Genomic DNA, 22,702 nt, shown 5'->3' with positions numbered 1-22,702 from the left:
TTTGTTTACCAAGGAGTTTTCCGTTTCGACTGCGCCGGAAGTGGGGCGAATTATAGACTTCCAGAATCTGCCGTCAAGCACTAATTACGCTTTTGTTGCAGAAAGTGATTTTTTCGCGATAAGGCGGGGAATCCTGCGCATTACAGGAGGGATTCGAAGGACTAACAGCAGCGCCCCTATAGAAGCATAGATAGCCCACTCCTTCAGGTCCGCCCGCACAATCCACAACATATGCAGTAACCCAAGGCCGAGAATCACATATACCAGGCGATGCAGCTTCTTCCAACGGACACCCAGCCGACGCTGACTGTAGCGATTGGACGTCACCGCCAATATCAGCAAGCACAAGAAACCCAGCGTCCCCACAATAATGTACGGCCTCTTGCGCAGCTCAACCCCCAACTGCGACCAATCCAACCCCAGGACAAACACGCAATACGCCGCCAGGTGCAGCACCACGTAGGCAAAACACCACAACCCCAACTGCCGACGTACAGCTATCCACCCTGCCCAACCGCTCAGCTTCTGCAACGGTGTCATCCCAAGGGTGACCAGCAACAGGATCAGGGTCCCCAACCCCAAACGGTCAACCAGCACCTTTCCGGGATCTGGCCCCAGGGCGGAGCTCCAGGCCTCATACAACCAGTACAACGGCCAGACTACCGCCGCGATAAAGACGCTGGCACGCCAGATCGGATAGCGCATCAATAGTTCTTCCGTAAATCGAGGTCGGTATAAAGAGAGGCAACCTCGTCCGAGTAACCATTGAACATCTGCGTCTCGCGCACATTGGGGCTGAACAAACCACTCGGTAAACGGCGCTCGCGGGCCTGGGTCCAGCGCGGGTGATCAACCGTAGGGTTCACGTTCGCATAGAACCCATACTCATCCGCCGCGATACTCTGCCAGGTCGTTTTCGGCTGCTCACTCACCAGGCTGATCCGCACGATTGACTTCACGCTTTTAAAGCCATACTTCCACGGCACGACCAAACGCAGCGGCGCCCCATTCTGGTTCGGCAACTCGCGCCCATACATACCCACGGCAAGGATCGCCAAAGGGTTCATCGCCTCATCCAGGCGCAGGCCTTCAACATAAGGCCAGTCGATCAAACCGAAGCTCGAGCGCTGCCCCGGCATGCTCTTGGGGTCCTGAAGGGTTTCAAAGCGGATGTACTTGGCCTTGGAGGTGGGTTCGACCTGTTTAAGCAAGGCTGCTATAGGGAAGCCTATCCAGGGAATGACCATCGACCACGCCTCGACACAGCGCAAACGGTAGATGCGCTCTTCCAACTGATACGGCTTCATGAAGTCTTCCAGGGCGTAACGCCCAGGCTTGGCGACTTCACCATCAATCACCACGCTCCACGGCTCGGTCTTGAGTGAGCCCGCATTCACCGCTGGATCGCCCTTGCCAGTACCGAACTCATAGAAGTTGTTGTAGTGAGTAGCATCTTTGAAGGGGGTGATGGCTTCGTTTTTTACCGTCACCGCCTGCCATTGGGTGCCTGGCAGCTTTTCAGCAAACCACCCCGGGGCCTTACCTGGATCGACGTCGGCGTAACGCGCAGCATCATCCGCACTGGCCCAACGCGGCAGACTGCTGGCAGCCATACCGGCAAGCGCACCGCCGAGCAACGCACGGCGAGAAAAGTAGAGGGATTCAGGCGTGACATCCGATTCATTGCAATCGGACGCTTTGGGGAATTTGATTAACATGGCAACTCCGCAGCATTGGAGAAATGATGCACCAATAGACTGCGGAGTATGGGGGAAATTACATTAAGGCAATGTTTTGTCCCGGCGCATATGCAACAAGTACTGAACCGGCCCCGAAGCGGCGTAGACCAGGAACGCCAGCAACAGAATGCGCGGCGGATCACTGAACACCACGGCGAATACCAGCACCACCGCCAGAATTGCCACGAAAGGCACGCGCCCCTTCAAGTCCAGCTCCTTGAAGCTGTTGTACTTGATGTTGCTGACCATCAGCATGCCGGCAGCAGCCACCATCAATGCCACCAGGAACGACATCTTGGAACCCTGGATGCCGTAGTCACTGAACGCCCAGACAATACCCGCCACCACCCCGGCAGCCGCAGGGCTGGCCAGACCAATGAAGTAGCGCTTGTCGGCAGTCCCCACCTGGGTATTGAAGCGCGCCAGACGCAATGCGGCGCCCGCCACATAGATGAAGGCAACCATCCAGCCGACCTTGCCCATATCACCCAGCGCCCAGGCAAACGCCAGCAATGCCGGCGCGACACCGAAGGCGACCATGTCGGACAGCGAGTCATACTCGGCACCGAAGGCGCTTTGGGTATTGGTCATGCGTGCCACCCGACCATCAAGGCCGTCGAGCACCATGGCCACGAAGATCGCAATCGCGGCAAAGCCGAAATACTTGCTGGCACTCGCCGCATCACCTGCCGCCAGCGCACTCTGGGCACTCATGGAGTTGATGATGGAATAGAACCCGGCGAACAGGTTCGCCGTGGTGAACAGATTGGGCAGCAGATAGATGCCACGATGCCGGACCTTGCGGCCTTCAGCGTCATGCCCTTCCTCGACATGTTCATCGATCGGTAGCAGGCTTTCGGCGTCAGAAGCCTGGCTTGGCTCTTCGGGACGTTCGCTCATGGACTTTACCTTGCAACGGTTTGAAAAAATTCGACAAATACGTGCGGCGAGTGTTCGCCCGCAAACGATGCAGCTTTATACCAGAACCGGCCCCCCAAACGAAAAAACGCGGCCTAAGCCGCGTTTTCTCTTGATGCGTGCGACTTAGTTCTTGGCTTTGTCGACGATCTTGTTGGCACCGATCCACGGCATCATGGAGCGCAGTTGCTCGCCGATGACTTCGATACCGTGAGCGGCGTTGTTACGACGCTTGGCGGTCATCGAAGGGTAGCCGGTAGCGCCTTCGCTGATGAACATTTTGGCGTATTCGCCGTCCTGAATACGTTTCAGGGCGTTGCGCATAGCCTGGCGGGATTCGGCGTTGATCACTTCCGGACCCGTCACGTACTCGCCGTATTCAGCGTTGTTGGAGATCGAGTAGTTCATGTTGGCGATACCGCCTTCGTACATGAGGTCAACGATCAGTTTCAGTTCGTGCAGGCACTCGAAGTAGGCCATTTCCGGCGCGTAGCCAGCTTCAACCAGGGTTTCGAAACCGGCCTTGACCAGCTCGACAGTACCGCCGCACAGAACGGCTTGTTCACCGAACAGGTCGGTTTCAGTCTCGTCCTTGAAGGTGGTTTCGATGATGCCGGTACGACCGCCACCCACGCCAGCAGCGTAGGACAGTGCAACGTTCTTGGCGTTGCCCGAAGCGTCCTGGTAGATCGCGATCAGGTCAGGGATACCGCCGCCCTTGACGAACTCGGAACGCACGGTGTGGCCCGGTGCTTTCGGTGCGATCATGATCACGTCGAGGTCAGCGCGTGGCACCACCTGGTTGTAGTGGATCGCGAAGCCGTGGGAGAAGGCCAGGGTGGCGCCCTTCTTGATGTTCGGCTCAATTTCGTTCTTGTACAGCGCGGACTGGAACTCGTCCGGGGTCAGGATCATGACCAGGTCGGCAGCAGCAACGGCGGAAGCAACGTCAGTCACTTTCAGGCCATGGGCCTCAGCCTTGGCAACGGTGGCCGAGCCTTTACGCAGGCCAACAGTCACGTCAACGCCGGAATCTTTCAGGTTGCAAGCTTGCGCGTGACCCTGGGAGCCGTAGCCGATGATGGCGACTTTCTTGCCCTGGATGATCGACAGGTCACAATCTTTATCGTAATAAACTTTCATGAGGTTCCTCTATATATCCAGGCCGTGAGGCCATTCACTAATTGGGTTAGATGCTGAGTACTTTGTCGCCACGGGCAATCCCGGTGACACCACTGCGTACAGTTTCCAGAATCGAGGCCGTCCCGATCGACTGGATGAAGCTGTCCAGTTTGTCGCTAGTACCGGTCAATTGAACGGTATAAACGCTGGCGCTCACATCGACGATCTGCCCGCGATAGATGTCGGTAGTACGCTTGATCTCGGCACGTTGGGCGCCCGTGGCCTTGACCTTAACCAGCATCAGCTCGCGCTCGATGTGGGCACTTTCCGACAAGTCGACCAGCTTGACCACTTCGATCAGCTTGTTGAGGTTTTTGGTGATCTGCTCGATCACCTCATCGTGGCCAACAGTAGTCAACGTCAGGCGCGACAGGGTCGGGTCTTCGGTCGGGGCCACGGTCAGGCTTTCGATGTTGTAGTTGCGTTGCGAAAACAGGCCGACAACACGAGACAGAGCGCCGGGTTCGTTCTCCAGAAGCAGGGAGATAATGTGCCGCATGATTAAGTACGCTCCGTCTTGTTCAGCCACATGTCGCGCATAGAGCCGTCTTTGATCTGCATCGGGTAGACGTGCTCGCTGGTATCCACCTGAATATCGATGAACACCAGGCGATCCTTCATGGCGAACGCCTCTTCCATCTTCGGCTTCAGATCTTTCAGATCGGTGATGCGAATGCCGACGTGGCCATAGGCTTCAACCAATTTGACGAAATCCGGCAACGATTCCATGTAGGAATGGGAGTGACGGCTGTTGTAGCTCATGTCCTGCCATTGACGAACCATGCCCAGCACGCCGTTGTTCAGGCAGACGATCTTCACCGGAAGGCCGTATTGCAGGCACGTCGACAGCTCCTGGATGTTCATCTGGATACTGCCTTCACCGGTGACGCACGCAACGTCAGTGTCCGGGAAGCTCAGCTTCACACCCATCGCCGCAGGGAAACCAAAGCCCATCGTGCCCAGGCCACCGGAGTTGATCCAGCGGTTAGGCTTGTCGAACTTGTAGTACTGCGCCGCGAACATCTGGTGCTGGCCCACGTCGGAGGTCACAAAGGCGTCGCCCTTGGTCACTTCGCACAGGGTTTCGATCACGGTTTGTGGCTTGATGATGCTGCCGTCGCCCTTGTCGTAAGGGAACAGGCCGCGATCACCGCGCCATTCGTCGATCTGCTTCCACCAACTGGCAACGGATTCCTTGTTCGGCGTCTCGCCGATGTCCTTGAGCGCAGCAACCATTTCGGTCAGCACGCTTTCAACAGGACCCACGATCGGCACGTCGGCCTTGATGGTCTTGGAGATGGACGCCGGATCGATGTCGATATGGATGATCTTGGCATTCGGGCAGAATTTGCTCGCGCCGTTGATCACCCGATCATCGAACCGTGCGCCGACTGCCAGGATCACGTCGGCGTGGTGCATGGCCAGGTTGGCGGTGTAGCTGCCGTGCATGCCGAGCATGCCGACAAACTGACGGTCCGTGCCCGGGAACGCGCCGAGGCCCATCAAGGTGTTGGTCACCGGCAGGTTAAGCAGCTTGGCAAGCTCGGTCAGAGGTGCAGAACCACCGCCCAGAATCACGCCACCGCCCGAGTACAGCACCGGGCGCTTGGCCGCCAGGAGCATTTCTGCCGCCTTGCGGATTTGGCCCGAGTGCCCACGAACAGCCGGGCTGTAGGAGCGCAGCTTGGCTTTCTTCGGGAACACGTATTCGAATTTTTCCGCAGGGTTGGTCATGTCCTTCGGGATATCGACCACCACAGGACCCGGGCGACCGGACTGAGCGAGGTAGAAGGCCTTCTTCATGACTTCCGGGATTTCCGACGCATGCTTGATCATAAAGCTGTGTTTCACGATCGGCCGGGAGATACCGATCATGTCGGTTTCCTGGAATGCATCGGTACCCACCATGGTGCTGGCGACCTGGCCGGAAATGATCACCATCGGGATGGAGTCCATATAAGCAGTCGCGATGCCGGTAATGGCATTGGTCGCGCCTGGGCCGGACGTTACCAGTACCACACCGGCTTTACCGGTGGCACGGGCATAACCGTCAGCCATATGGGTAGCAGCTTGTTCGTGGCGAACCAGGATGTGGGTAACAGCCGGTTCCTTGAACAGTGCGTCGTAGACATGCAGCAGAGCACCACCTGGGTACCCGTAGATATAGTCGACGCCTTCGTCACGCAAAAAGCGGACGAGCATCTCACCGCCAGATAAAAGCTCCACGTTGTTCACCTCTAAAACGCCAGAATACCGTCCGTTGAAAACCGACGGGTCTTAATAGGTTTACTTCTCAACAGAGCATGAGCGACGGTGGTCGCCGACTACGTCAGCACTGACTGAGCAAGTATTGGGATCGTCCCAAGTGTTGCGGGCTTTTCCCACCCAGCGCGAGGTAACGCGTTGCGGGTGTAACAGGTCGGCGCGGATGTGCGCCTCATGATCTGCTGAGCGGGTCTGCTTCTGGCAGTCCCGATACAGCGGACTTTGGATTCTTCTGTTTCAGCCCCTTCAAGTCAAGCAATAATTGCGCTTTTTTCCAACTAAGCGCATGAGAACGTAGAAGAAAGAGCGTTGAGGAGGGATAAAACTCGCCTGAATGTCGTCAAGCGGTAGAAATGTGCGCAAGACTGCCGGAAAACCCGACAGTCAGGCAATTAACGAGCGTCGACGATCAATTGGTCGAACTTTTTCAGCGCATTGCGCAATCCGAGGCTCTGCAACGGACGGTCGGCATAGACCATCTCGGCCATCTCCAGGATCCCGGATGCGTTGGGCAGTGGCAGGTCCTGCTCGAGGATCTGCTTCATGCGCACGAGGAAGATCCACTGCAGCCACTGATGAAAGTCCAGGGTGTCCACCGAGAACGGCTCGACGCTGCTGAGCGCCTCGGGGCTGGGGGGCACTTCATCCCACCAGCCTTGCACGCGCAATTCGCGCTCGATCAGCAATAACTGTTCGGCAATCGCTGGAAAACGTGCATCCATCAGAGGCTGACCTTGGCTTTCTGACGTGCCTGGGCAGCACCGGCAGCGTCGCCCTGCGCAGCCCGTGCATCGCCTATCAGGGCCCACAGGCTGGCTTGCAGGTCGGGACGCCCATTGGCCAGGGTCAGGCCACGACGGGCGAACTGTTCGGCTTGCGGTGCGTCGCCCTGGGCCATGCGTACCTGAGCCAGGCGATACAGCACTTGCGGCTCGCGCGGCGCCACACGCTGGGCGCGCTCCAGGCTCGATGATGCACCGTTCAAGTCGCCACCGGCCTGTTGTTGCTGGGCGGTGGTCAGCAAGGCCAGTACCGGCCCATCCAGTTGCTCGTCAGCCGACAGGCCGCCAGCGCTGGACGATGACGGGATGCCGCTGGGTGTCGACGGCATGTTGTAGGTGCCCTGATTGATCGGCGCCGCCTGGACCGGCGCGGTGTCGATCGGGCCCGAAGTGCTCGGCCCCGGGGTCCACGGCTCGGCGCTGATCGGCGCGGAGGTAGCCGCCCCGGCGCCCGGCACCATCACCACCACGCCCGAATCCTGCGGCACAGCCTGGGTGGCGGCCTGGGCAGGACGCGTGGTCACGGTCTGGCGGAACCCGCCGTTGGCCGAGATCCGGTCGTTATTGGAGACAGCGGTGCTCGAGTCCACCACGGGAATGGAGCCGCGCTGCACGCTGGCGCAACCATTGAGCAAAGCCAGAGCTGTAATAGCTGGAATCCACCACTTGTTCACTTGAAACCCTCTTTGCTTAATTCATCCAGCCCTTGACCCAATCCATCACCGATTCCGCGTCAGCAGGGGCACTGCCACCGCATGCGGCGCCGGGTGGTGGTTCGCTGCCGCGAATATACGGCATCTGCACCGCGCCCGGACAGTTGGCGTCAGAGCCCTGGCCGGTGTGCGGATCAATCCAGGCCTGCACGATATTGTCCGGCTGCGGCATGTTCAGCGGCAGCGGGTCGGCCTTGCGCATGAAACTGGTCCAGACCTGCAGCGCACCGGTCGCACCGGTAAACGGCGTCTTGCCATTGTCGTCGCGCCCCAACCACACCACTGCCAGCACGTCCTGGCCGAAGCCTGCGAACCAGCTGTCGCGCGAGTCGTTACTGGTACCCGTCTTGCCCGCCAACGTCAGGTTGGACGGCAGCACCTTATAGACCGAACTGCCGGTACCTTCGCGCATCACGCGCTGCATGGCGTTCTGGATCAGGTAGATGGAGCCTGCGTCGAACCGCTGCTGGATCTGGAAGGGATAGCGCTTGAGCGGCTCGCCTTCGGCGGTCAGCACACTGCGGATCCCGCGCATCGGCGTATTGAAGCCACCGTTGGCAAGGGTCTGGTACATGGTCGCCACTTCCATCGGCGTCATTGCGCCAGCGCCCAGCAGGATCGACGGGAAAGCCGGGAACTCGCGGGTGATGCCCAGGCGCGCCAGCGTCTTGAGGACGTTCGGCACGCCCACTTCCAGGCCGAGCCGGGAGGTGGAGATGTTGTAGGAATGCGCCAGCCCCTGGTACAGGAACACCGTACCGTGGGAGCGACGGTCGAAGTTCTGCGGCGTCCACACCTGGCCATCGGCCCCTTTGACCGACAGCGGATCGTCCGACAGCCAACTGGTCAGCGAGTATTTGCTCGGCTTTTCCAGCGCGGTCAGGTAGACGGCCGGCTTGACCAGCGAGCCGATCGGCCGTACCGCATCCAGTGCACGGTTGAAACCGGCAAAACTGGCCTGGCGGCTGCCGATCATGGCCTGGACTTCACCGGTTTCCGGGTTGGTCACGACCATGGCGGCCTCGACTTCGTCGGAGCCTTTGCGACCGGTCAGGCGCTTGAAGGTGTCGTTGACCGAGGCTTCGGCCTTCATCTGCAGGATCGGGTCGAAACTGGTGAAGATCCGCAGGCCTTCTTCGGTCAAGTCTTCGTCACGGTAGTCTTCACGCAACTGGCGCTTGACCAGGTCGATAAAGCCCGGGAAGGAGCTGTCGGCCAGTTTGCCGCGGGTAGTCACACCCAGTGGCATTTTCTTGGCTGCAGCGACTTGTTCCGCGGTGGCCACGCCCTGCTGCTCAAGCACATCGAGCACCAGGTTGCGGCGCTCCAGCGCACGCTCAGGATTGCGACGCGGGTTGTAGTAGGAAGGCCCCTTGACCATGCCCACCAGCAACGCGACCTGATGCAGCTTCAGCTCGGACAGCGGCTGGCCAAAGAAGAACTGGCTGGCCAGACCGAAACCGTGCACTGCGCGCTGGCCGTCCTGGCCGACGAAGACCTCATTGAGGTAAGCCTCGAGGATTTCCTGCTTGCTGTAATGCAATTCAAGCAGCATCGCCATCATGGCTTCCGTGAGCTTACGGGTCAGGCTGCGCTCGTTGGTGAGATAGAAGTTCTTCACCAACTGCTGGGTCAGCGTACTGCCGCCCTGAGTCATCTTGCCGCCAGACGTGTTGACCCAGATGGCGCGGGCAATCGACTTCGGCGACACGCCCCAGTGGCTGTAGAAATCGCGGTCCTCGACAGCAACCAGGGTTTCGAGCAGATACGGCGGCACCTGATCCAGCTTGATCAGGATGCGATCTTCAAGATTCTTCGGGTAAATCCCGCCGATCATCAGCGGTTCGAGGCGCACCACCGGCAGCTTCGAGCCATTGAGCGATGACAGCTCGGCTACATAGTCACCGGAAAAACGCACGCGCACCGGCTGGGCTTTTTCCAGGCCTTCATAGAACTGGAAGCCACGGGTATTGAGGTCGACGGTATTGCCGCTGACAGCCGCAGCGCCCGGACCGTTGCTCACGGGTTCACGGCGGTAGCCCAGGGCATCGAGTTCGGTGAGGAAGTCATCCTTGCTCAGCTTCTGGCCGGTGAATAATTCCAGCGGGCGTGCGTACACCTTGGCCGGAATGGTCCAGCGCTTGCCGGAGAACTTCTCCTGGACCACGGCGTCGAGGTAAACGGCGAAGCCGGCAAGCACCACAAGGCCCACCAGGCCGAGCTTGAGCGCCCAGCCCAGCCATGGGCTCAGGCCACGCGAAGGAGGTTTTTTACGGGAACGGGGAGATCGGGTTCGAGTCATGGCGGCGGATTATACGCACTTTATGGCTGATCAACATGAGCCGGACAGCGGTTTGCACGACCGGCCGCAGCAGCCATAATGCCCGCCATGTTTTTCTCCAGACTCTGAAGGATCGCCCGTGAGCCAGTCCCTGATCGCCGCCCTGCAAAACCCGGCTTTATACCCCCATCCGGTAGAAGCGTTCCACGTCATCGAGACCCATATTTCATGGGTCATCCTGACCGGTCCTTATGCGTATAAATTGAAGAAGCCGATGAACTTCGGCTTCCTGGACTTCACCCAGTTGGACGACCGGGGTCACTTCTGCAAGGAAGAACTGCGCCTCAACCAGCGCCTGACCGAAGATTTGTATCTTGAAGTATTGCCAATCACCGGCACGGCCGAAGCCCCGCAATTGGGCGGCGACGGCCCGGTCATCGAATACGCATTGAAAATGCGTCAGTTCCCGCAAAGCCAACTGCTCAGCACCCTGCAGGCCAATGGCGAACTGACCAGCGCACACATCGATGAAATGGCCAAACAGATCGCGCACTTCCACCTTACCGCGCCGAAAGTCCCGCAGGATCACCCAGCCGGCACGCCGGACGAAGTGATGGCACCGGTCCGGCAGAACTTCGACCAGATCCGCCCGTTCCTCAGCGACAAGGCCGACCTGGACCAACTCGAAGCACTGCAAGCCTGGGCCGAAAGCAGCTTCGAGCGCCTCAAGCCATTGCTGGCACAACGCAAGCTGGAAGGCTTCACCCGCGAATGTCACGGTGATATCCACCTGGGCAACGCCACCTTGATCGATGGCCACGTGGTTATTTTCGACTGCATCGAGTTCAACGAACCGTTCCGTTTCACCGATGTGTACGCCGACACTGGCTTCCTGGCGATGGACCTGGAAGACCGTGGCCTCAAGTCGCTGGCGCGGCGCTTTATCAGCCAGTACCTGGAACTGACCGGCGACTATCAGGGCCTCGAAGTCCTGAACTTCTACAAAGCCTACCGTGCGCTCGTTCGCGCCAAGATCTCGCTGTTCAGCATGCCGAGCGAGGCAAGCCCGGTGCAGCGCGCCACTACCCTGCGCCAGTACCGTAACTACGCCAACCTGGCCGAAAGCTACAGCACCATTCCGTCGCGTTTCCTGGCGATCACCCACGGTGTATCGGCGGTCGGCAAAAGCCACGTCGCCATGCGCCTGGTCGAAGCACTGGGGGCGGTGCGCCTGCGTTCGGATGTGGAGCGCAAGCGCCTGTTCGGCGAGCAACACGTGGAAAACACGCCACAGGCCGGCATTTATGCCGCGGATGCCAGCGCCGCCACCTACGCACGCCTGAATGAAATCGCCGACATCGTATTGCGTGCTGGCTACCCGGTAGTGCTGGATGCAACCTTCCTCAAACGCGAACAGCGCGACGCAGCGGCCAAGGTTGCCGAGGCCACTGGCGCGCCTTTCCTGATCCTGGATTGCAACGCACCTCAAGCCGTTATCAGCGCCTGGCTGGCACAACGTCAGGCAGACAAGAACGATCCGTCTGACGCAACGCTGGCGGTAATCGAAGAACAGCAGGCCAATCGTGACCCACTGACGGCCGAAGAACTGCTGCTGAGCAAACGCGTCGAGACCAATGAAAGCGGGACACTGGATGCCTTGGTCGCGCATATTCGTCAGCGCTTGCCGGGCCTGTAAGAAAAATTTCTTGGTCGTGTCGTCTACTTGGGCGCACGACCAAGCAATAGTGGCACTATAATGGCGTCATAAATCCAACAGGAGTCGCCGTCATGAGTCAGCCCAAGCTTCTCGATACACCGCTCTACTCGCTCCTGCATAAAGACGATATCCGCGGCTTCAATCAGGAACGCCCAAAAGAAGGGGCGATCGACATGCGTGGCGGCGACTTCCGCGGCTTGGACCTGCGCGAGCTGAATGCCGTCGGCGTGGATTTCACCGACGCATACTTCCGCTCCGCCGACCTGCGCGGCCTGGATTTGCGTGACTGCTCATTGGAAGGCGCCAGCCTGGCGCATGCGCAAATCTCGGGCACCTACTTCCCACCTGAACTGACCGCCGACGAGATCCTCATGTCGGTCAATTTCGGCACTCGCCTGCGCTACCGCACCAAGTAGACATTGTCCTCCCGGACCTTGGTACGCACCCACGTACCAAGGACCTTGCACCTGCCCGCCGTCAAAATCCCCGCGTCATTCTTATAAGCTTTTAGGCCGTTCCTGACCAAAGAACTACGCTTTTCCTACTGAGCGCTACACTCCTTTTCAGGCTTGCCTGGTCACGATACCCACCGCACCATTCGGCCGTCGCAAGGAGGCTTGATGAATGATGAGCTGCAACACCTGAAAAACCTCGGCAAGACGTCTGCACAGTGGCTGCATGCGGTGGGCATCCACAGTGCGTCCGACTTGCGCCGCCTGGGGGCTGTGGATGCCTATCGAGCAGTGAGAACGCGCGGGTTCCGGGCTTCGAAAGTGCTGCTGTATGCAATCGAAGGGGCCTTGATGGATGTGCACTGGAACGACATTCCGGCCGAGCGCAAGGAGGCGTTGAACCGCCAGCTGGACGCCCTCTCGGCACGGCAGAGAAATTAGATCAGTCAGCAAGCCCAACAATTACAGGCATTTCGAACGATTGTTTGAGGAAAAATTCGAAGCGACCCAAAACAAGCATTGACTCTCAAATGAGAATCGTTATGATTATCACAACTGGTCGCGAGATCAGCCGATAACTGAAAGACCATTGGTTCGGACTCTCAGATTATCTCCTCATCAGGCTAATCACGGTTATTTGACCCGGCTCTTGCCGGGTCTTTTTTTGCCTGCAGAAAGCTGCCTGCCATACCGTTCAGCGGGCGATGATCAGGGGATGCCCCCGCTCAGGATGAGGCTGCACCAACACATCCAAGCCGAACACGGCTTTCAGCGGCTCCGGACGCATCACCTGTTCCGGCGTGTCCAGCGCATGCGGTCGGCCCTGCTCCAGCAGCAAAATCCGGTCGCAATAACGTGCCGCCAGATTCAGGTCATGCAGAATCACCAGCACCGCCGCGCCGCGATCAGCAAAGGTGCGAATCGCCTGCAACGTGGTGTGTTGATGTAACGGGTCCAGCATTGAAGTGGGCTCATCCAGCAGCAACGTCTGCCCCGTCTCGCCTGGCCATAGCTGCGCCAGCACCCGCGCCAGGTGGACGCGCTGACGCTCGCCACCAGACAACGCCAGGTAACTGCGACCGCTCAAGTGGCCGACATCCGCAGCCTGTAGCGCCGCGTCGATAATCTCGTCATCGCGCGTGCGGCCGGTCTGATGCGGCAAACGCCCCATGCCGACGACTTCCTCCACGCGAAAAGCAAAGTCCAGGGTCGAGCTTTGCGGCAATACCGCCAAGCGCTGCGCGCGCTGTGCGCCGGTCCAGTCTTTGAGTGCTTGCTGGTCCAGCCACACCTTGCCCTGGTCGGGATGCAGCTCACCGCACAATGCGCCGAGCAACGTACTCTTGCCCGCACCGTTGGGGCCGAGTACGCCGAGCACCTGGCCCGGCAACAGATCGAGAGTGATATCCGCCAACACCGTCTTGCTGCCGCGACGGATATGCAGATCTTCGACACGCAGCATCAGGCACGCCCCCGCAACAACAGGTACAGAAAAAACGGCGCACCGATAAATGCAGTGACAATACCGATCGGCAATTCAGCCGGCGCCAAGGCAAGGCGCGCGACCAGGTCGGCAAACAGCAGCAGGCTGGCGCCCGCCAACACCGAAGCCGGCAACAGCACGCGATGATCCGGCCCCGCCAACAGGCGCACCAGGTGCGGCACCACCAACCCCACGAAGCCGATCATGCCCGCCGCGGCCACCGCTGCGCCTACTCCTAACGCGGTGCAGAACACCAACTCGCGCTTGAGCCGTTCGACATCAATCCCGAGGTGGCTCGCTTCCGACTCGCCCAGCAGCAAGGCATTCAGCGCCTTCGCGCGGCGCGGCAACCACAGTGCTACGCCGGCGCTCACCAGCAACAGAGGCCACAGCCGCGAATAACTGGCGCCATTGAGGCTGCCCAGATTCCAGAATGTGAGGGTGCGCAGGGTCGCGTCCTCGGCCAGGTAAGTGAACAAGCCGACCACCGAGGTCGCGAGGGCCGTCAGCGCGATACCGGCGAGCAGCATCGTGGCGACATTGGTCTGGCCGTTACGCCGACCCAGTCGATAGACCAGCGCGGTCACCCCCAGGCCACCGAGGAATGCACACAACGACAACAGGTAAGGCCCGAAGGCATCCGGCAAGCCGCCGAAAAACGACCCCCCGACAATCGCCACTGCTGCGCCCAGCGCCGCACCACTGGAAACCCCCACCAAGCCCGGATCCGCCAGCGGGTTGCGAAACAGTCCCTGCATGGCCACGCCCGACAATGCCAATACACCGCCGACAGCCAGCCCCAGCAAGGTTCGCGGCAGACGAATCTGCCCCAGGATCAGCTCCGCCTGCTCCAACCCTTGCGCCTGGATCGGCACCCCGATCAATCGCAGCGCCGCCTTCAGCGTATCCAGCAAGGGCAGGCTCACAGGCCCCAGCGCCAGGGATAGCCAAGTCGCGAGGGCGCACAGTATCGTCAGCCCGATAAATAACGTTCGCGGTTTAACCAGAGTGGTCATGGGGCGGCTTTAGCCTGGGCGGGATAGAACCCGGCGGACAGCTCTACCAGGCTTTGCGGCAGACGCGGCCCCAAGCCGCCGACCAGCAAGGTCGGGTCCAGCTCAAACACTCGCCCATTCTTGGCCGCCGGCGTCGAGGCAAGGATCGGATTCTCCTTGAACAACGCCGCGCGTGCCGCGTCGCCGGTCAGGGCACGATCAGCGAACACCAACACATCAGGGCTCAACCCCGCCAGCGACTCCAGCGAAAACGGCTTGTAACCATTATGAGTCGCCAGGTTGTGCCCGCCCGCCTGCCGCAACACCCAGTCAGCGGCAGTGTCCCTGCCCGCGATCAGCGATTTACCGCCGGCGTGGCCAATCAACACCAACACACCCGGCGCCTTTTGCGTGGCCTGGGCCTTGGCAACCCAGCGTTTCTGTTGATCAAGGGCTTGCTCATATTCGGTAAACAATTCATCGGCCTTGGCCGGGTTGCCCAGCAACTTACCCAGGTGCTGGAGATTGCCTTTGAGGGCCGGGAGGTCCGGTTCCGCCGAGAACATCTCCACCTGCACGCCTGCGCTGCGGATTTGCGCCAGCACCGGCGGCGGCCCCATTTCGTCGGTCCCTACCAGCACCTGTGGACGCAGGCTGAGAATGCCTTCAGCGGACAACTGGCGCTGATAGCCAATGCTCGGCAACGCTTTGAGCGATTCCGGATGCTGGCTGGTGGTGTCCACCCCCACCAGCTTCGACTCACCGCTCAGGGCCGTCACCCACTCCGACAGCGCCCCACCGGCACTCACCCAACGTTGAGGCAGTTCAGAGGCTTGCGCCCCGTGGTTGACCAGCAGTCCGACAACAAGCGCAATAGCGCTGGCACTCAGGCGCATAACAGGGTTTCCTTCCAAGGGCAGGGCCTTTCGAGCACTCGGTGATGTGACAGGTAACTCCTGCCGAACATCGAACCAAGCACCCGGTCAGCTGACGGGCGAAGCCGGCATTTGATAATTGTTTGCATTTGCACGTCAAGGCACTTAAGGATTGAAATGAAGTTTCTCTGCCCCTCCGACGCTCTCGCCCCCAACTCCAGCCTGGGGTTTGATCTGGACGGCTGCAAGCTGCTGGCAGTGCGCCGCGACGGCGTTGCCTACTTCTATATCAACCGCTGCCCCCATCGCGGAATTCCGCTGGAATGGCAGCCCGACCGCTTCCTCGACACCAGTGCCAGCCTGATCCAGTGCGCGACCCACGGTGCGCTGTTCCTGATCGAAAGCGGCGAGTGCATCGCCGGACCCTGCGCAGGCGCAAGCCTTACCGCCCTGCCCGGCCGCGAAGACGAACAGGGGCTGTGGGTGCAACTCTAGTCGAGCAGCACCTCCAGTCGACGGTCAACGAAGATTTCCTCAGGCGTAACCTTCACGCCATACGCCAGCACCTCGACGCCCGCCGCCTTTGCCTCACGCAAGGCCGCGGCATAGGCGGCGTCGATCTCCACCGCCGGGCGCACTGCGTCAATGCCGGAGAGATTGACGCAATACAGCTGCACCGCGCGCACGCCGTCACGCGCCAGGTGCGCCAATTCGCGCAAATGCTTGGCGCCGCGCTGGGTGACTGCATCGGGGAAGGCGGCAACGGGAGTGTCATCGAAACCCAGGGTCACGCTCTTGACCTCGACATAGGCCGCGCCATTCGGGTAATCCAGGCGAAAGTCGATGCGGCTTTTCTCCTGGCCGTAAGGCACTTCGCGCTTCAATGCAGTAAAGCCATTGAGCTCGACAATCACCCCGGCCAGCAACGCCTCTTCGACCAGCTGATTGGCGCGCGCGGTGTTGACACAGGCCAGCCGGCCCTGGGGCGTTTCGGCGATTTCCCAGGTGCCCGGCAATTTGCGCTTGGGGTCATTGGAACGGCTGAACCAGACCTGCCCGCCCTCGACCATGCAATTGAGCATCGAACCGGTGTTGGGGCAGTGAATGGTCAGCAATTCGCCGGTAACGGTCTCGATATCGGTGAGAAAACGCTTGTATCGGCGAATCAGGCGCGCTTCTTCGAGGGGAGGATAAAAACGCATCAGCCTTGCCAGCTCCGCAGGCCACGGGCGATCCGCTCCACCGCTTCTTGTAGCCGATCAAGGTTTTGCGTGTAGGCAAAGCGCACATGGTGACCGGCTTGATAACGGCCGAAGTCCAGCCCGGGCGTAAACGCGACATGCTCGGTTTCGAGGAAGTGTCGGCAGAACGCGAAGGCATCACCGCCGAAGGCGCTGATGTCGGCGTACAGGTAGAACGCCCCTTCCGGCTCGACGGCGATGCCGAAGCCCAGTTCGCGCAACGCTGGCAGCAGGAAGTCACGGCGGCGGCCGAATTCGGCGCGGCGCTCTTCCAGAATGCTCAGGGTTTGCGGGGTAAAGCAGGCCAATGCCGCATGCTGGGCCATGCTGGGCGCGCTGATGTACAGGTTCTGCGCCAACTTCTCCAATTCACCGACGGCTGCCGGTGGCGCCACCAGCCACCCCAGGCGCCAGCCGGTCATGCCGAAATACTTCGAAAAACTATTCAGGACAAACGCTTCATCATCGACCTCCAGCACGCTGGCGGCGTCGGTGCCGTAGGTGAGGCCGTGATAAATCTCGTCCACGACCAAATGGCCGTTACGGGCCTTGATGGCACTGGACAGCCCCGCCAATTCATCCCGCGTGAGGATCGTGCCGGTGGGGTTGGCCGGCGAGGCCACCAGAGCACCCACACTGTCCTGGTCCCAATGCCTGGCAACCAGGTCGGCGGTCAGTTGATAACGGACATCGGGGCCCACCGGCACCAACTGCGCCGCCCCTTCCACTAGTCGCAGGAAGTGCCGGTTGCACGGGTAACCCGGGTCAGCCAGCAGCCAATGCTTGCCGGGGTCCACCAACAGGCTGCTGGCCAGCAGCAAGGCGCCGGAACCGCCCGGGGTAATCAAGATGCGCTCGGGATCGATGTCCAGGCGGTAGCGCTGCTGGTAGAAGCCGCTGATGGCCTCGCGCAGCTCCGGCAGGCCACGGGCCGCCGTATAGCGGGTTTTGCCGTTGGCCAATGCTGCCTGGCCGGCCTGGATGATCGGATCGGCGGTGGTGAAATCCGGTTCGCCGATTTCCAGGTGGATCACATCATGGCCGGCCGCCTGCAGCTCATTGGCTCGCGCCAGCAACGCCATGACATGAAAAGGTTCGATGGCGCGACTGCGCGCACTGTAGGGCTGAGCCATTAGCCTTCCTTAACGGTGAGGACAAAATAAGGATTCTACCGAACCCCTGGCGTAAAACATGTTCTATTGCCTGCTCGGCCGCTCAAGATGGGCCAGCAAGCGCTTGTAAAACGACTAAAATCAACACGCAGGGCGATCCATACCCAGCCATAGCGGGCTGCTGCTGTCAGCAACCCTGGCGTGATGGCCCTCGACAACCGGGAGTGGCGCACCCTGAATCTATCTGGTAAGTTCGCCCGCTTGCAGCCGCAGGGCCGGCAGGTGTCGGTGACGTTGCAATCCTGCGCAATGGATTAGAAGAGTGAGAGGCGGTCTATTCATGTCCACCCAAGCAAAGCAACAACAATCCTCAGGCCTCAGCGGCTTCACACCCTATGTTGAGGCGAAGGGTGAGGAGTACATGAGCGAGCCCATGCGCAAGCACTTCTCCAATATCCTGAAGAAGTGGAAGCAGGACTTGATGCAGGAAGTCGACCGCACGGTTGACCATATGAAGGACGAAGCCGCCAACTTCCCGGACCCGGCCGACCGTGCCAGCCAGGAAGAGGAGTTCGCCCTCGAACTGCGCGCCCGTGATCGCGAGCGCAAGCTGATCAAGAAAATCGACAAGACGTTGCAACTGATCGAAGACGAAGAATACGGCTGGTGCGAATCCTGCGGCGTCGAGATCGGTATTCGTCGCCTGGAAGCCCGCCCTACCGCGGACCTCTGCGTAGACTGCAAGACCTTGGCTGAAATCAAGGAAAAACAGGTCGGCAAGTAATCCCGCCGAGCTGAAAGAAATGGGGCGTGCGAACGCCCCATTTTTGTTTCTGGAATTTACTGCTTTTCCAGTAGTATCCGGCCCATGACAGCCTCTACTTATATCGGGCGTTTCGCCCCCACGCCCAGCGGCCATTTGCACTTCGGCTCGCTGGTCGCCGCCCTCGCCTCCTACCTCGACGCCCGCGCCAACCACGGCCGCTGGCTGATGCGCATGGAAGACCTCGACCCGCCACGTGAAGAGCCCGGCGCCCAAACGGCGATCCTGCACGCCCTGGAAAGCTACGGCTTTGAGTGGGACGGTGAATTGGTCCGACAAAGCGAGCGGCATGATGCCTACGCCAAAGTGCTGAACGATATGTTCAACCACGGCCTGGCCTATGCGTGCACCTGCTCGCGCAAACAGCTGGAGGGCTACAACGGGATTTATCCGGGACTGTGCCGCAATGCCGGGCATGACCAGCAAGATGCCGCCATTCGCCTGCGCGTTCCTGAGCTGGAATACCACTTTACTGACCGCGTTCAGGGTGAATTCCGACAGCACTTGGGCCGCGATGTAGGCGATTTCATCATCCGCCGCCGTGACGGCCTGTACGCCTATCAATTGGCCGTGGTCCTCGACGATTCCTGGCAAGGGGTGACCGATATCGTGCGCGGCGCCGACCTGCTCGACTCCACGCCGCGCCAGTTGTATCTGCAGGAGCTGCTGGGCCTGCGCCAACCGCGCTATCTTCACGTACCGTTGATTGTCCAGCCGGACGGTAACAAATTGGGCAAATCCTATCGCTCCCCGCCGTTGACACCTGACCAGGCCACGCCTTTGCTATTGAGAGCCCTGCGCGCGCTCGGCCAGCAACCCGGCAGCGAGTTGCTCCACACCAGCCCACGGGAGCTGCTGGATTGGGGCATTGCGCAGTGGGATGCCAGCCGCATCCCGCGCACACTCACGTTGGCCGAAGCGCAATTGAGCTGAAGGCGCTTGCAGCTTGCCCACCATCCGTTACCATCGCCGCAGTTTTTCAATCAGAGGCCAACATGTACATCTATCGATTGGTCCTGCTGCTGGTCGTCGGGATCTACCTGTTTTCCCCCGCCATCATGGATTGGTGGATCGACGCCACGGGCGCCTGGTACCGCCCATATCTGCTGTGGCTGATCCTGATCGTCGTGACCTTTATCCTGCAGAGCCAAAAAGATGCCGATGAGCTTTAGCCTCACCCAGATGCTGCTGATCAGCGCCGCCTACCTGGCGGCGCTGTTCGGGGTCGCCTGGATCAGTGAGCGCGGAATGATTCCGCGGGCGATCATTCGCCATCCGCTGACCTACACCTTGTCCCTGGGCGTCTACGCCAGCGCCTGGGCGTTCTATGGCACGGTGGGCCTGGCCTATCAGTATGGCTACGGCTTCCTGTCCAGTTACCTGGGCGTGTCCGGCGCATTTTTGCTCGCGCCGGTGCTGCTCTACCCGATCCTGAAGATCACCCGCACCTATCAACTGTCGTCATTGGCCGACCTGTTCGCCTTCCGTTTTCGCAGCACCTGGGCCGGCGCGCTGACCACCGTTTTCATGCTGATCGGCGTACTGCCCTTGCTGGCCCTGCAGATTCAAGCGGTGGCAGACTCCATCAGCATCCTCACCCGCGAGCCCGTGCAGCACCGCGTCGCCCTGGCCTTCTGCGCGCTGATCACGCTGTTCACGATTTTCTTCGGCTCACGCCATATCGCCACCCGCGAGAAGCATGAAGGCCTGGTGTTCGCGATTGCGTTCGAGTCGGTGATCAAGCTGATCGCCATCGGCGGTGTCGGCCTTTATGCGCTCTACGGCGTGTTCGATGGCCCGCAACAGCTGGAACTGTGGCTGCTGCAAAACCAGACGGCCCTCGCCGCCCTGCACACGCCGCTGCAGGAAGGTCCATGGCGCACGCTGCTGCTGGTGTTCTTCGCCTCGGCCATCGTGATGCCGCACATGTATCACATGACTTTCACCGAGAACCTCAACCCGCGCTCGCTGGTCAGCGCCAGCTGGGGCTTGCCGCTGTTCCTGCTGCTGATGAGCCTGGCGGTGCCGCTGATCCTCTGGGCCGGCCTCAAACTCGGGGCAACGACCAATCCGGAATACTTCACCCTCGGCATCGGCATCGCCGCCAACAGCCCGGCCCTGGCGCTGCTGGCTTATGTCGGCGGCTTGTCGGCAGCCAGCGGGCTGATCATTGTCACCACGCTGGCGCTGTCGGGCATGGCGCTCAATCACCTGGTGCTGCCGCTGTACCAGCCACCAGCCGAAGGCAATATCTACCGCTGGCTGAAGTGGACGCGCCGCGCGCTGATTGTCGCCATCATCATGGCCGGCTACGGGTTCTATCTGTTGCTCGGCGCCGGACAAGACCTCGCCAACCTGGGCATCGTCGCGTTTGTCGCGACCTTGCAGTTCCTGCCGGGAGTGCTGTCGGTGCTGTACTGGCCGACGGCCAATCGACGTGGCTTCATCGCCGGGCTGCTGGCCGGGATCCTGGTGTGGCTCGTGACCATGCTGCTGCCGCTGGTCGGCAATCTGCAGGGCTTCTACATCCCGCTGCTGAACATGATCTACGTGCTGGACGACACCAGCTGGCACATGGCGGCGATTGCCTCGCTGGCGGCCAACGTGCTGATGTTCACCCTGATTTCGCTGTTCACCAACGCCAGCCCCGAAGAGACCAGCGCCGCCGAAGCCTGCGCAGTAGACAACGTGCGCCGCCCGCAGCGCCGCGAACTGCATGCCGCCTCGCCCCAGGAGTTCGCCACGCAACTGGCGAAGCCGCTGGGCGCCAAGGCCGCGCAAAAGGAGGTCGAGCAGGCGCTGCGCGACCTTTACCTGCCGTTTGACGAGCGCCGCCCGTATGCCTTGCGCCGCCTGCGTGACCGTATTGAAGCCAACCTGTCCGGCCTGATGGGCCCCAGCGTGTCCCAGGACATCGTCGAAACCTTTTTGCCCTACAAGGCCGGCGGCGAAAACTACGTCACCGAAGACATCCATTTCATCGAGAGCCGGCTGGAGGATTACCACTCACGCCTCACCGGACTGGCCGCCGAACTCGATGCCCTGCGTCGCTACCACCGCCAGACCCTGCAGGAACTGCCGATGGGCGTGTGCTCGCTGGCCAAGGATCAAGAGATCCTGATGTGGAACAAGGCCATGGAAGAACTCACCGGCATCGCCGCACAACGGGTGGTCGGCTCGCGCCTCAACACCTTGGGCGATCCGTGGAAAGAACTGCTGCAAGGCTTTATCAACCTGCCCGACGAGCATTTGCACAAGCAGCACCTGGCCCTTGACGGCCAGACCCGCTGGCTCAACCTGCACAAAGCCGCCATCGACGAGCCGCTGGCCCCCGGCAACAGCGGCCTGGTGCTGCTGGTTGAAGACCTGACCGACACGCAGATGCTCGAAGACAAACTGGTGCACTCCGAGCGCCTGGCCAGCATCGGTCGCCTGGCCGCAGGCGTGGCCCATGAAATCGGCAATCCGATCACCGGTATCGCTTGCCTGGCGCAGAACCTGCGCGAAGAGCGCGAGGAAGACGGCGAAATCACCGAGATCAGCGGGCAAATACTCGAACAGACCAAGCGGGTCTCGCGCATCGTGCAGTCGCTGATGAGCTTTGCCCATGCCGGAGCCCATCAGAATCAGGACGAGGCCGTGTGCCTGGCCGAGGTGGCGCAGGATGCCATTGGGCTGCTGGCCTTGAACCGGCGTAATTTCGAAGTACAGTTCTTCAACTTGTGCGACCCCGACCACTGGGTCGACGGCGACTCACAACGCCTGGCCCAAGTGCTGATCAACCTGCTGTCCAACGCGCGTGACGCGTCGCCGCCGCACAGCGCGGTACGCGTCAAGAGCGAGGCTTTCGAGCACACGGTCGACCTGATCGTGGAGGATGAAGGCAGCGGCATTCCACAGAACATCATGGACCGATTGTTCGAACCCTTCTTCACCACCAAGGATCCGGGTGAAGGTACCGGTCTGGGCCTTGCACTGGTCTATTCCATCGTTGAAGAGCATTATGGACAAATCACCATCGACAGCCCGGCTGACACCGAAAGCCAACGCGGCACCCGTATTCGGGTGACCTTGCCGCGTCATGTCGAAGCGACGTCCGCTGTGAACTGAGACCGTCGAGAGAA

At 60.5% G+C, this 22,702-nt stretch carries 22 protein-coding genes; 8 read left to right on the top strand and 14 right to left on the bottom strand.

Going from position 1 to position 22,702, the window contains the following annotated elements; all coding sequences use genetic code 11:
* Positions 1 to 84 precede the first annotated feature (84 nt).
* The 9 genes from msrQ to mrcB all read right to left on the bottom strand — a co-directional run bounded on the left by msrQ (position 85) and on the right by mrcB (position 9,901).
* Positions 85 to 705 carry a protein-methionine-sulfoxide reductase heme-binding subunit MsrQ gene (gene msrQ, locus AC07SI_RS27900; RefSeq protein ID WP_065910328.1) on the bottom strand — a complete coding sequence of 207 codons (621 nt, stop codon included), beginning with the start codon at positions 703 to 705 and terminating at the stop codon, positions 85 to 87.
* Positions 705 to 1,718, bottom strand: coding sequence for a protein-methionine-sulfoxide reductase catalytic subunit MsrP (gene msrP, locus AC07SI_RS27895; protein ID WP_495006933.1), 1,014 nt, complete (start codon positions 1,716 to 1,718; stop codon positions 705 to 707). Before msrP ends, msrQ begins: the two co-directional genes overlap by 1 nt.
* Before the next feature lie 63 nt (positions 1,719 to 1,781).
* Complete coding sequence (gene pssA, locus AC07SI_RS27890) at positions 1,782 to 2,639, bottom strand: CDP-diacylglycerol--serine O-phosphatidyltransferase (protein WP_065910324.1); 858 nt, start codon at positions 2,637 to 2,639, stop codon at positions 1,782 to 1,784.
* A gap of 144 nt (positions 2,640 to 2,783) precedes the next feature.
* Positions 2,784 to 3,800 carry a ketol-acid reductoisomerase gene (ilvC, locus tag AC07SI_RS27885; protein ID WP_003176099.1) on the bottom strand — a complete coding sequence of 339 codons (1,017 nt, stop codon included), beginning with the start codon at positions 3,798 to 3,800 and terminating at the stop codon, positions 2,784 to 2,786.
* A gap of 46 nt (positions 3,801 to 3,846) precedes the next feature.
* Positions 3,847 to 4,338 (bottom strand): acetolactate synthase small subunit, encoded by a 492-nt coding sequence (gene ilvN, locus AC07SI_RS27880; protein ID WP_003176102.1) that lies wholly within the window; start codon positions 4,336 to 4,338, stop codon positions 3,847 to 3,849.
* Positions 4,339 to 4,340: 2 nt separating this feature from the next.
* Entirely contained in the window at positions 4,341 to 6,065 is a 1,725-nt protein-coding gene (locus AC07SI_RS27875; RefSeq protein ID WP_065910352.1) for an acetolactate synthase 3 large subunit, read from the bottom strand.
* Positions 6,066 to 6,496: 431 nt separating this feature from the next.
* Entirely contained in the window at positions 6,497 to 6,826 is a 330-nt protein-coding gene (locus tag AC07SI_RS27870; protein ID WP_065910322.1) for a YqcC family protein, read from the bottom strand.
* A complete protein-coding gene (locus AC07SI_RS27865) occupies positions 6,826 to 7,560 on the bottom strand; it encodes a tetratricopeptide repeat protein (RefSeq protein ID WP_065910320.1) in 735 nt (244 codons plus the stop codon). Before AC07SI_RS27865 ends, AC07SI_RS27870 begins: the two co-directional genes overlap by 1 nt.
* A gap of 16 nt (positions 7,561 to 7,576) precedes the next feature.
* Positions 7,577 to 9,901 (bottom strand): penicillin-binding protein 1B, encoded by a 2,325-nt coding sequence (mrcB, locus tag AC07SI_RS27860; RefSeq protein WP_495006932.1) that lies wholly within the window; start codon positions 9,899 to 9,901, stop codon positions 7,577 to 7,579.
* Between the two features lie 118 nt (positions 9,902 to 10,019).
* On the opposite strand from mrcB, the gene AC07SI_RS27855 reads away from it, so the two are divergent.
* The 3 genes from AC07SI_RS27855 (at position 10,020) to AC07SI_RS27845 (ending at position 12,490) form a co-directional block, all read left to right on the top strand.
* A complete protein-coding gene (locus AC07SI_RS27855; RefSeq protein ID WP_065910316.1) occupies positions 10,020 to 11,576 on the top strand; it encodes a bifunctional aminoglycoside phosphotransferase/ATP-binding protein in 1,557 nt (518 codons plus the stop codon).
* A 92-nt stretch (positions 11,577 to 11,668) separates the two neighbouring features.
* On the top strand, positions 11,669 to 12,013 hold the full coding sequence (locus AC07SI_RS27850; RefSeq protein WP_065910314.1) for a pentapeptide repeat-containing protein: 345 nt from the start codon (positions 11,669 to 11,671) through the stop codon (positions 12,011 to 12,013).
* 204 nt (positions 12,014 to 12,217) lie between these two features.
* Positions 12,218 to 12,490 (top strand): TfoX/Sxy family protein, encoded by a 273-nt coding sequence (locus AC07SI_RS27845; protein WP_120449919.1) that lies wholly within the window; start codon positions 12,218 to 12,220, stop codon positions 12,488 to 12,490.
* A gap of 253 nt (positions 12,491 to 12,743) precedes the next feature.
* On the opposite strand, the gene AC07SI_RS27840 is transcribed toward AC07SI_RS27845, so the two are convergent.
* Genes AC07SI_RS27840 through AC07SI_RS27830 form a run of 3 tightly spaced genes read right to left on the bottom strand, consistent with a single transcriptional unit; the run spans position 12,744 to position 15,423 of the window.
* Complete coding sequence (locus tag AC07SI_RS27840; protein WP_065910310.1) at positions 12,744 to 13,511, bottom strand: heme ABC transporter ATP-binding protein; 768 nt, start codon at positions 13,509 to 13,511, stop codon at positions 12,744 to 12,746.
* The gene (locus tag AC07SI_RS27835; RefSeq protein WP_065910308.1) at positions 13,511 to 14,548 is read right to left on the bottom strand and encodes a FecCD family ABC transporter permease; all 1,038 of its coding nucleotides are present in this window, start codon (positions 14,546 to 14,548) and stop codon (positions 13,511 to 13,513) included. Before AC07SI_RS27835 ends, AC07SI_RS27840 begins: the two co-directional genes overlap by 1 nt.
* A complete protein-coding gene (locus AC07SI_RS27830) occupies positions 14,545 to 15,423 on the bottom strand; it encodes a heme/hemin ABC transporter substrate-binding protein (RefSeq protein WP_495006931.1) in 879 nt (292 codons plus the stop codon). Before AC07SI_RS27830 ends, AC07SI_RS27835 begins: the two co-directional genes overlap by 4 nt.
* 156 nt (positions 15,424 to 15,579) lie before the next feature.
* Between AC07SI_RS27830 and AC07SI_RS27825 the strand changes: the two genes are divergently transcribed.
* Entirely contained in the window at positions 15,580 to 15,897 is a 318-nt protein-coding gene (locus AC07SI_RS27825; protein WP_262135298.1) for a Rieske (2Fe-2S) protein, read from the top strand.
* Here AC07SI_RS27825 and sfsA read toward each other — a convergent pair.
* The gene (gene sfsA, locus AC07SI_RS27820; protein ID WP_065910302.1) at positions 15,894 to 16,604 is read right to left on the bottom strand and encodes a DNA/RNA nuclease SfsA; all 711 of its coding nucleotides are present in this window, start codon (positions 16,602 to 16,604) and stop codon (positions 15,894 to 15,896) included. The two genes, AC07SI_RS27825 and sfsA, sit on opposite strands and share 4 nt — an antisense overlap.
* Positions 16,604 to 17,776, bottom strand: coding sequence for a pyridoxal phosphate-dependent aminotransferase (locus tag AC07SI_RS27815; protein ID WP_065910300.1), 1,173 nt, complete (start codon positions 17,774 to 17,776; stop codon positions 16,604 to 16,606). The genes sfsA and AC07SI_RS27815 overlap by 1 nt, the downstream gene beginning before the upstream one ends.
* 319 nt (positions 17,777 to 18,095) lie before the next feature.
* Between AC07SI_RS27815 and dksA the strand changes: the two genes are divergently transcribed.
* The 4 genes from dksA (at position 18,096) to AC07SI_RS27795 (ending at position 22,688) form a co-directional block, all read left to right on the top strand.
* Complete coding sequence (gene dksA / locus AC07SI_RS27810; RefSeq protein WP_065910298.1) at positions 18,096 to 18,539, top strand: RNA polymerase-binding protein DksA; 444 nt, start codon at positions 18,096 to 18,098, stop codon at positions 18,537 to 18,539.
* 84 nt (positions 18,540 to 18,623) lie between these two features.
* Entirely contained in the window at positions 18,624 to 19,511 is an 888-nt protein-coding gene (gluQRS, locus tag AC07SI_RS27805; RefSeq protein ID WP_495006930.1) for a tRNA glutamyl-Q(34) synthetase GluQRS, read from the top strand.
* Between the two features lie 62 nt (positions 19,512 to 19,573).
* Positions 19,574 to 19,750 (top strand): hypothetical protein, encoded by a 177-nt coding sequence (locus AC07SI_RS27800; protein WP_003176118.1) that lies wholly within the window; start codon positions 19,574 to 19,576, stop codon positions 19,748 to 19,750.
* The gene (locus tag AC07SI_RS27795; protein ID WP_168167075.1) at positions 19,734 to 22,688 is read left to right on the top strand and encodes a sensor histidine kinase; all 2,955 of its coding nucleotides are present in this window, start codon (positions 19,734 to 19,736) and stop codon (positions 22,686 to 22,688) included. Before AC07SI_RS27800 ends, AC07SI_RS27795 begins: the two co-directional genes overlap by 17 nt.
* The last annotated feature ends 14 nt before the right edge of the window (positions 22,689 to 22,702 follow it).

The organism is Pseudomonas sp. GW821-FHT05D12 (assembly GCF_059419825.1).
The sequence above is the reverse complement of the archived record's forward strand: the minus strand, read 5'-3'. Positions and strand labels throughout refer to the sequence as shown.

Excerpts from the sequence above, each read along its gene's own strand:
- AC07SI_RS27870 (WP_065910322.1), bottom strand. The coding sequence starts at position 6,826 with ATGGATGCACGTTTTCCAGCGATTGCCGAACAGTTATTGCTGATCGAG.
- ilvN (WP_003176102.1), bottom strand. The coding sequence starts at position 4,338 with ATGCGGCACATTATCTCCCTGCTTCTGGAGAACGAACCCGGCGCTCTG.
- msrP (WP_495006933.1), bottom strand. The coding sequence starts at position 1,718 with ATGTTAATCAAATTCCCCAAAGCGTCCGATTGCAATGAATCGGATGTC.
- AC07SI_RS27850 (WP_065910314.1), top strand. The coding sequence starts at position 11,669 with ATGAGTCAGCCCAAGCTTCTCGATACACCGCTCTACTCGCTCCTGCAT.
- AC07SI_RS27800 (WP_003176118.1), top strand. The coding sequence starts at position 19,574 with ATGTACATCTATCGATTGGTCCTGCTGCTGGTCGTCGGGATCTACCTG.
- AC07SI_RS27825 (WP_262135298.1), top strand. The coding sequence starts at position 15,580 with ATGAAGTTTCTCTGCCCCTCCGACGCTCTCGCCCCCAACTCCAGCCTG.
- pssA (WP_065910324.1), bottom strand. The coding sequence starts at position 2,639 with ATGAGCGAACGTCCCGAAGAGCCAAGCCAGGCTTCTGACGCCGAAAGC.
- ilvC (WP_003176099.1), bottom strand. The coding sequence starts at position 3,800 with ATGAAAGTTTATTACGATAAAGATTGTGACCTGTCGATCATCCAGGGC.
- AC07SI_RS27795 (WP_168167075.1), top strand. The coding sequence starts at position 19,734 with ATGCCGATGAGCTTTAGCCTCACCCAGATGCTGCTGATCAGCGCCGCC.
- gluQRS (WP_495006930.1), top strand. The coding sequence starts at position 18,624 with ATGACAGCCTCTACTTATATCGGGCGTTTCGCCCCCACGCCCAGCGGC.
- AC07SI_RS27840 (WP_065910310.1), bottom strand. The coding sequence starts at position 13,511 with ATGCTGCGTGTCGAAGATCTGCATATCCGTCGCGGCAGCAAGACGGTG.
- AC07SI_RS27830 (WP_495006931.1), bottom strand. The coding sequence starts at position 15,423 with ATGCGCCTGAGTGCCAGCGCTATTGCGCTTGTTGTCGGACTGCTGGTC.
- AC07SI_RS27815 (WP_065910300.1), bottom strand. The coding sequence starts at position 17,776 with ATGGCTCAGCCCTACAGTGCGCGCAGTCGCGCCATCGAACCTTTTCAT.
- mrcB (WP_495006932.1), bottom strand. The coding sequence starts at position 9,901 with ATGACTCGAACCCGATCTCCCCGTTCCCGTAAAAAACCTCCTTCGCGT.
- dksA (WP_065910298.1), top strand. The coding sequence starts at position 18,096 with ATGTCCACCCAAGCAAAGCAACAACAATCCTCAGGCCTCAGCGGCTTC.
- msrQ (WP_065910328.1), bottom strand. The coding sequence starts at position 705 with ATGCGCTATCCGATCTGGCGTGCCAGCGTCTTTATCGCGGCGGTAGTC.
- sfsA (WP_065910302.1), bottom strand. The coding sequence starts at position 16,604 with ATGCGTTTTTATCCTCCCCTCGAAGAAGCGCGCCTGATTCGCCGATAC.
- AC07SI_RS27835 (WP_065910308.1), bottom strand. The coding sequence starts at position 14,548 with ATGACCACTCTGGTTAAACCGCGAACGTTATTTATCGGGCTGACGATA.
- AC07SI_RS27845 (WP_120449919.1), top strand. The coding sequence starts at position 12,218 with ATGAATGATGAGCTGCAACACCTGAAAAACCTCGGCAAGACGTCTGCA.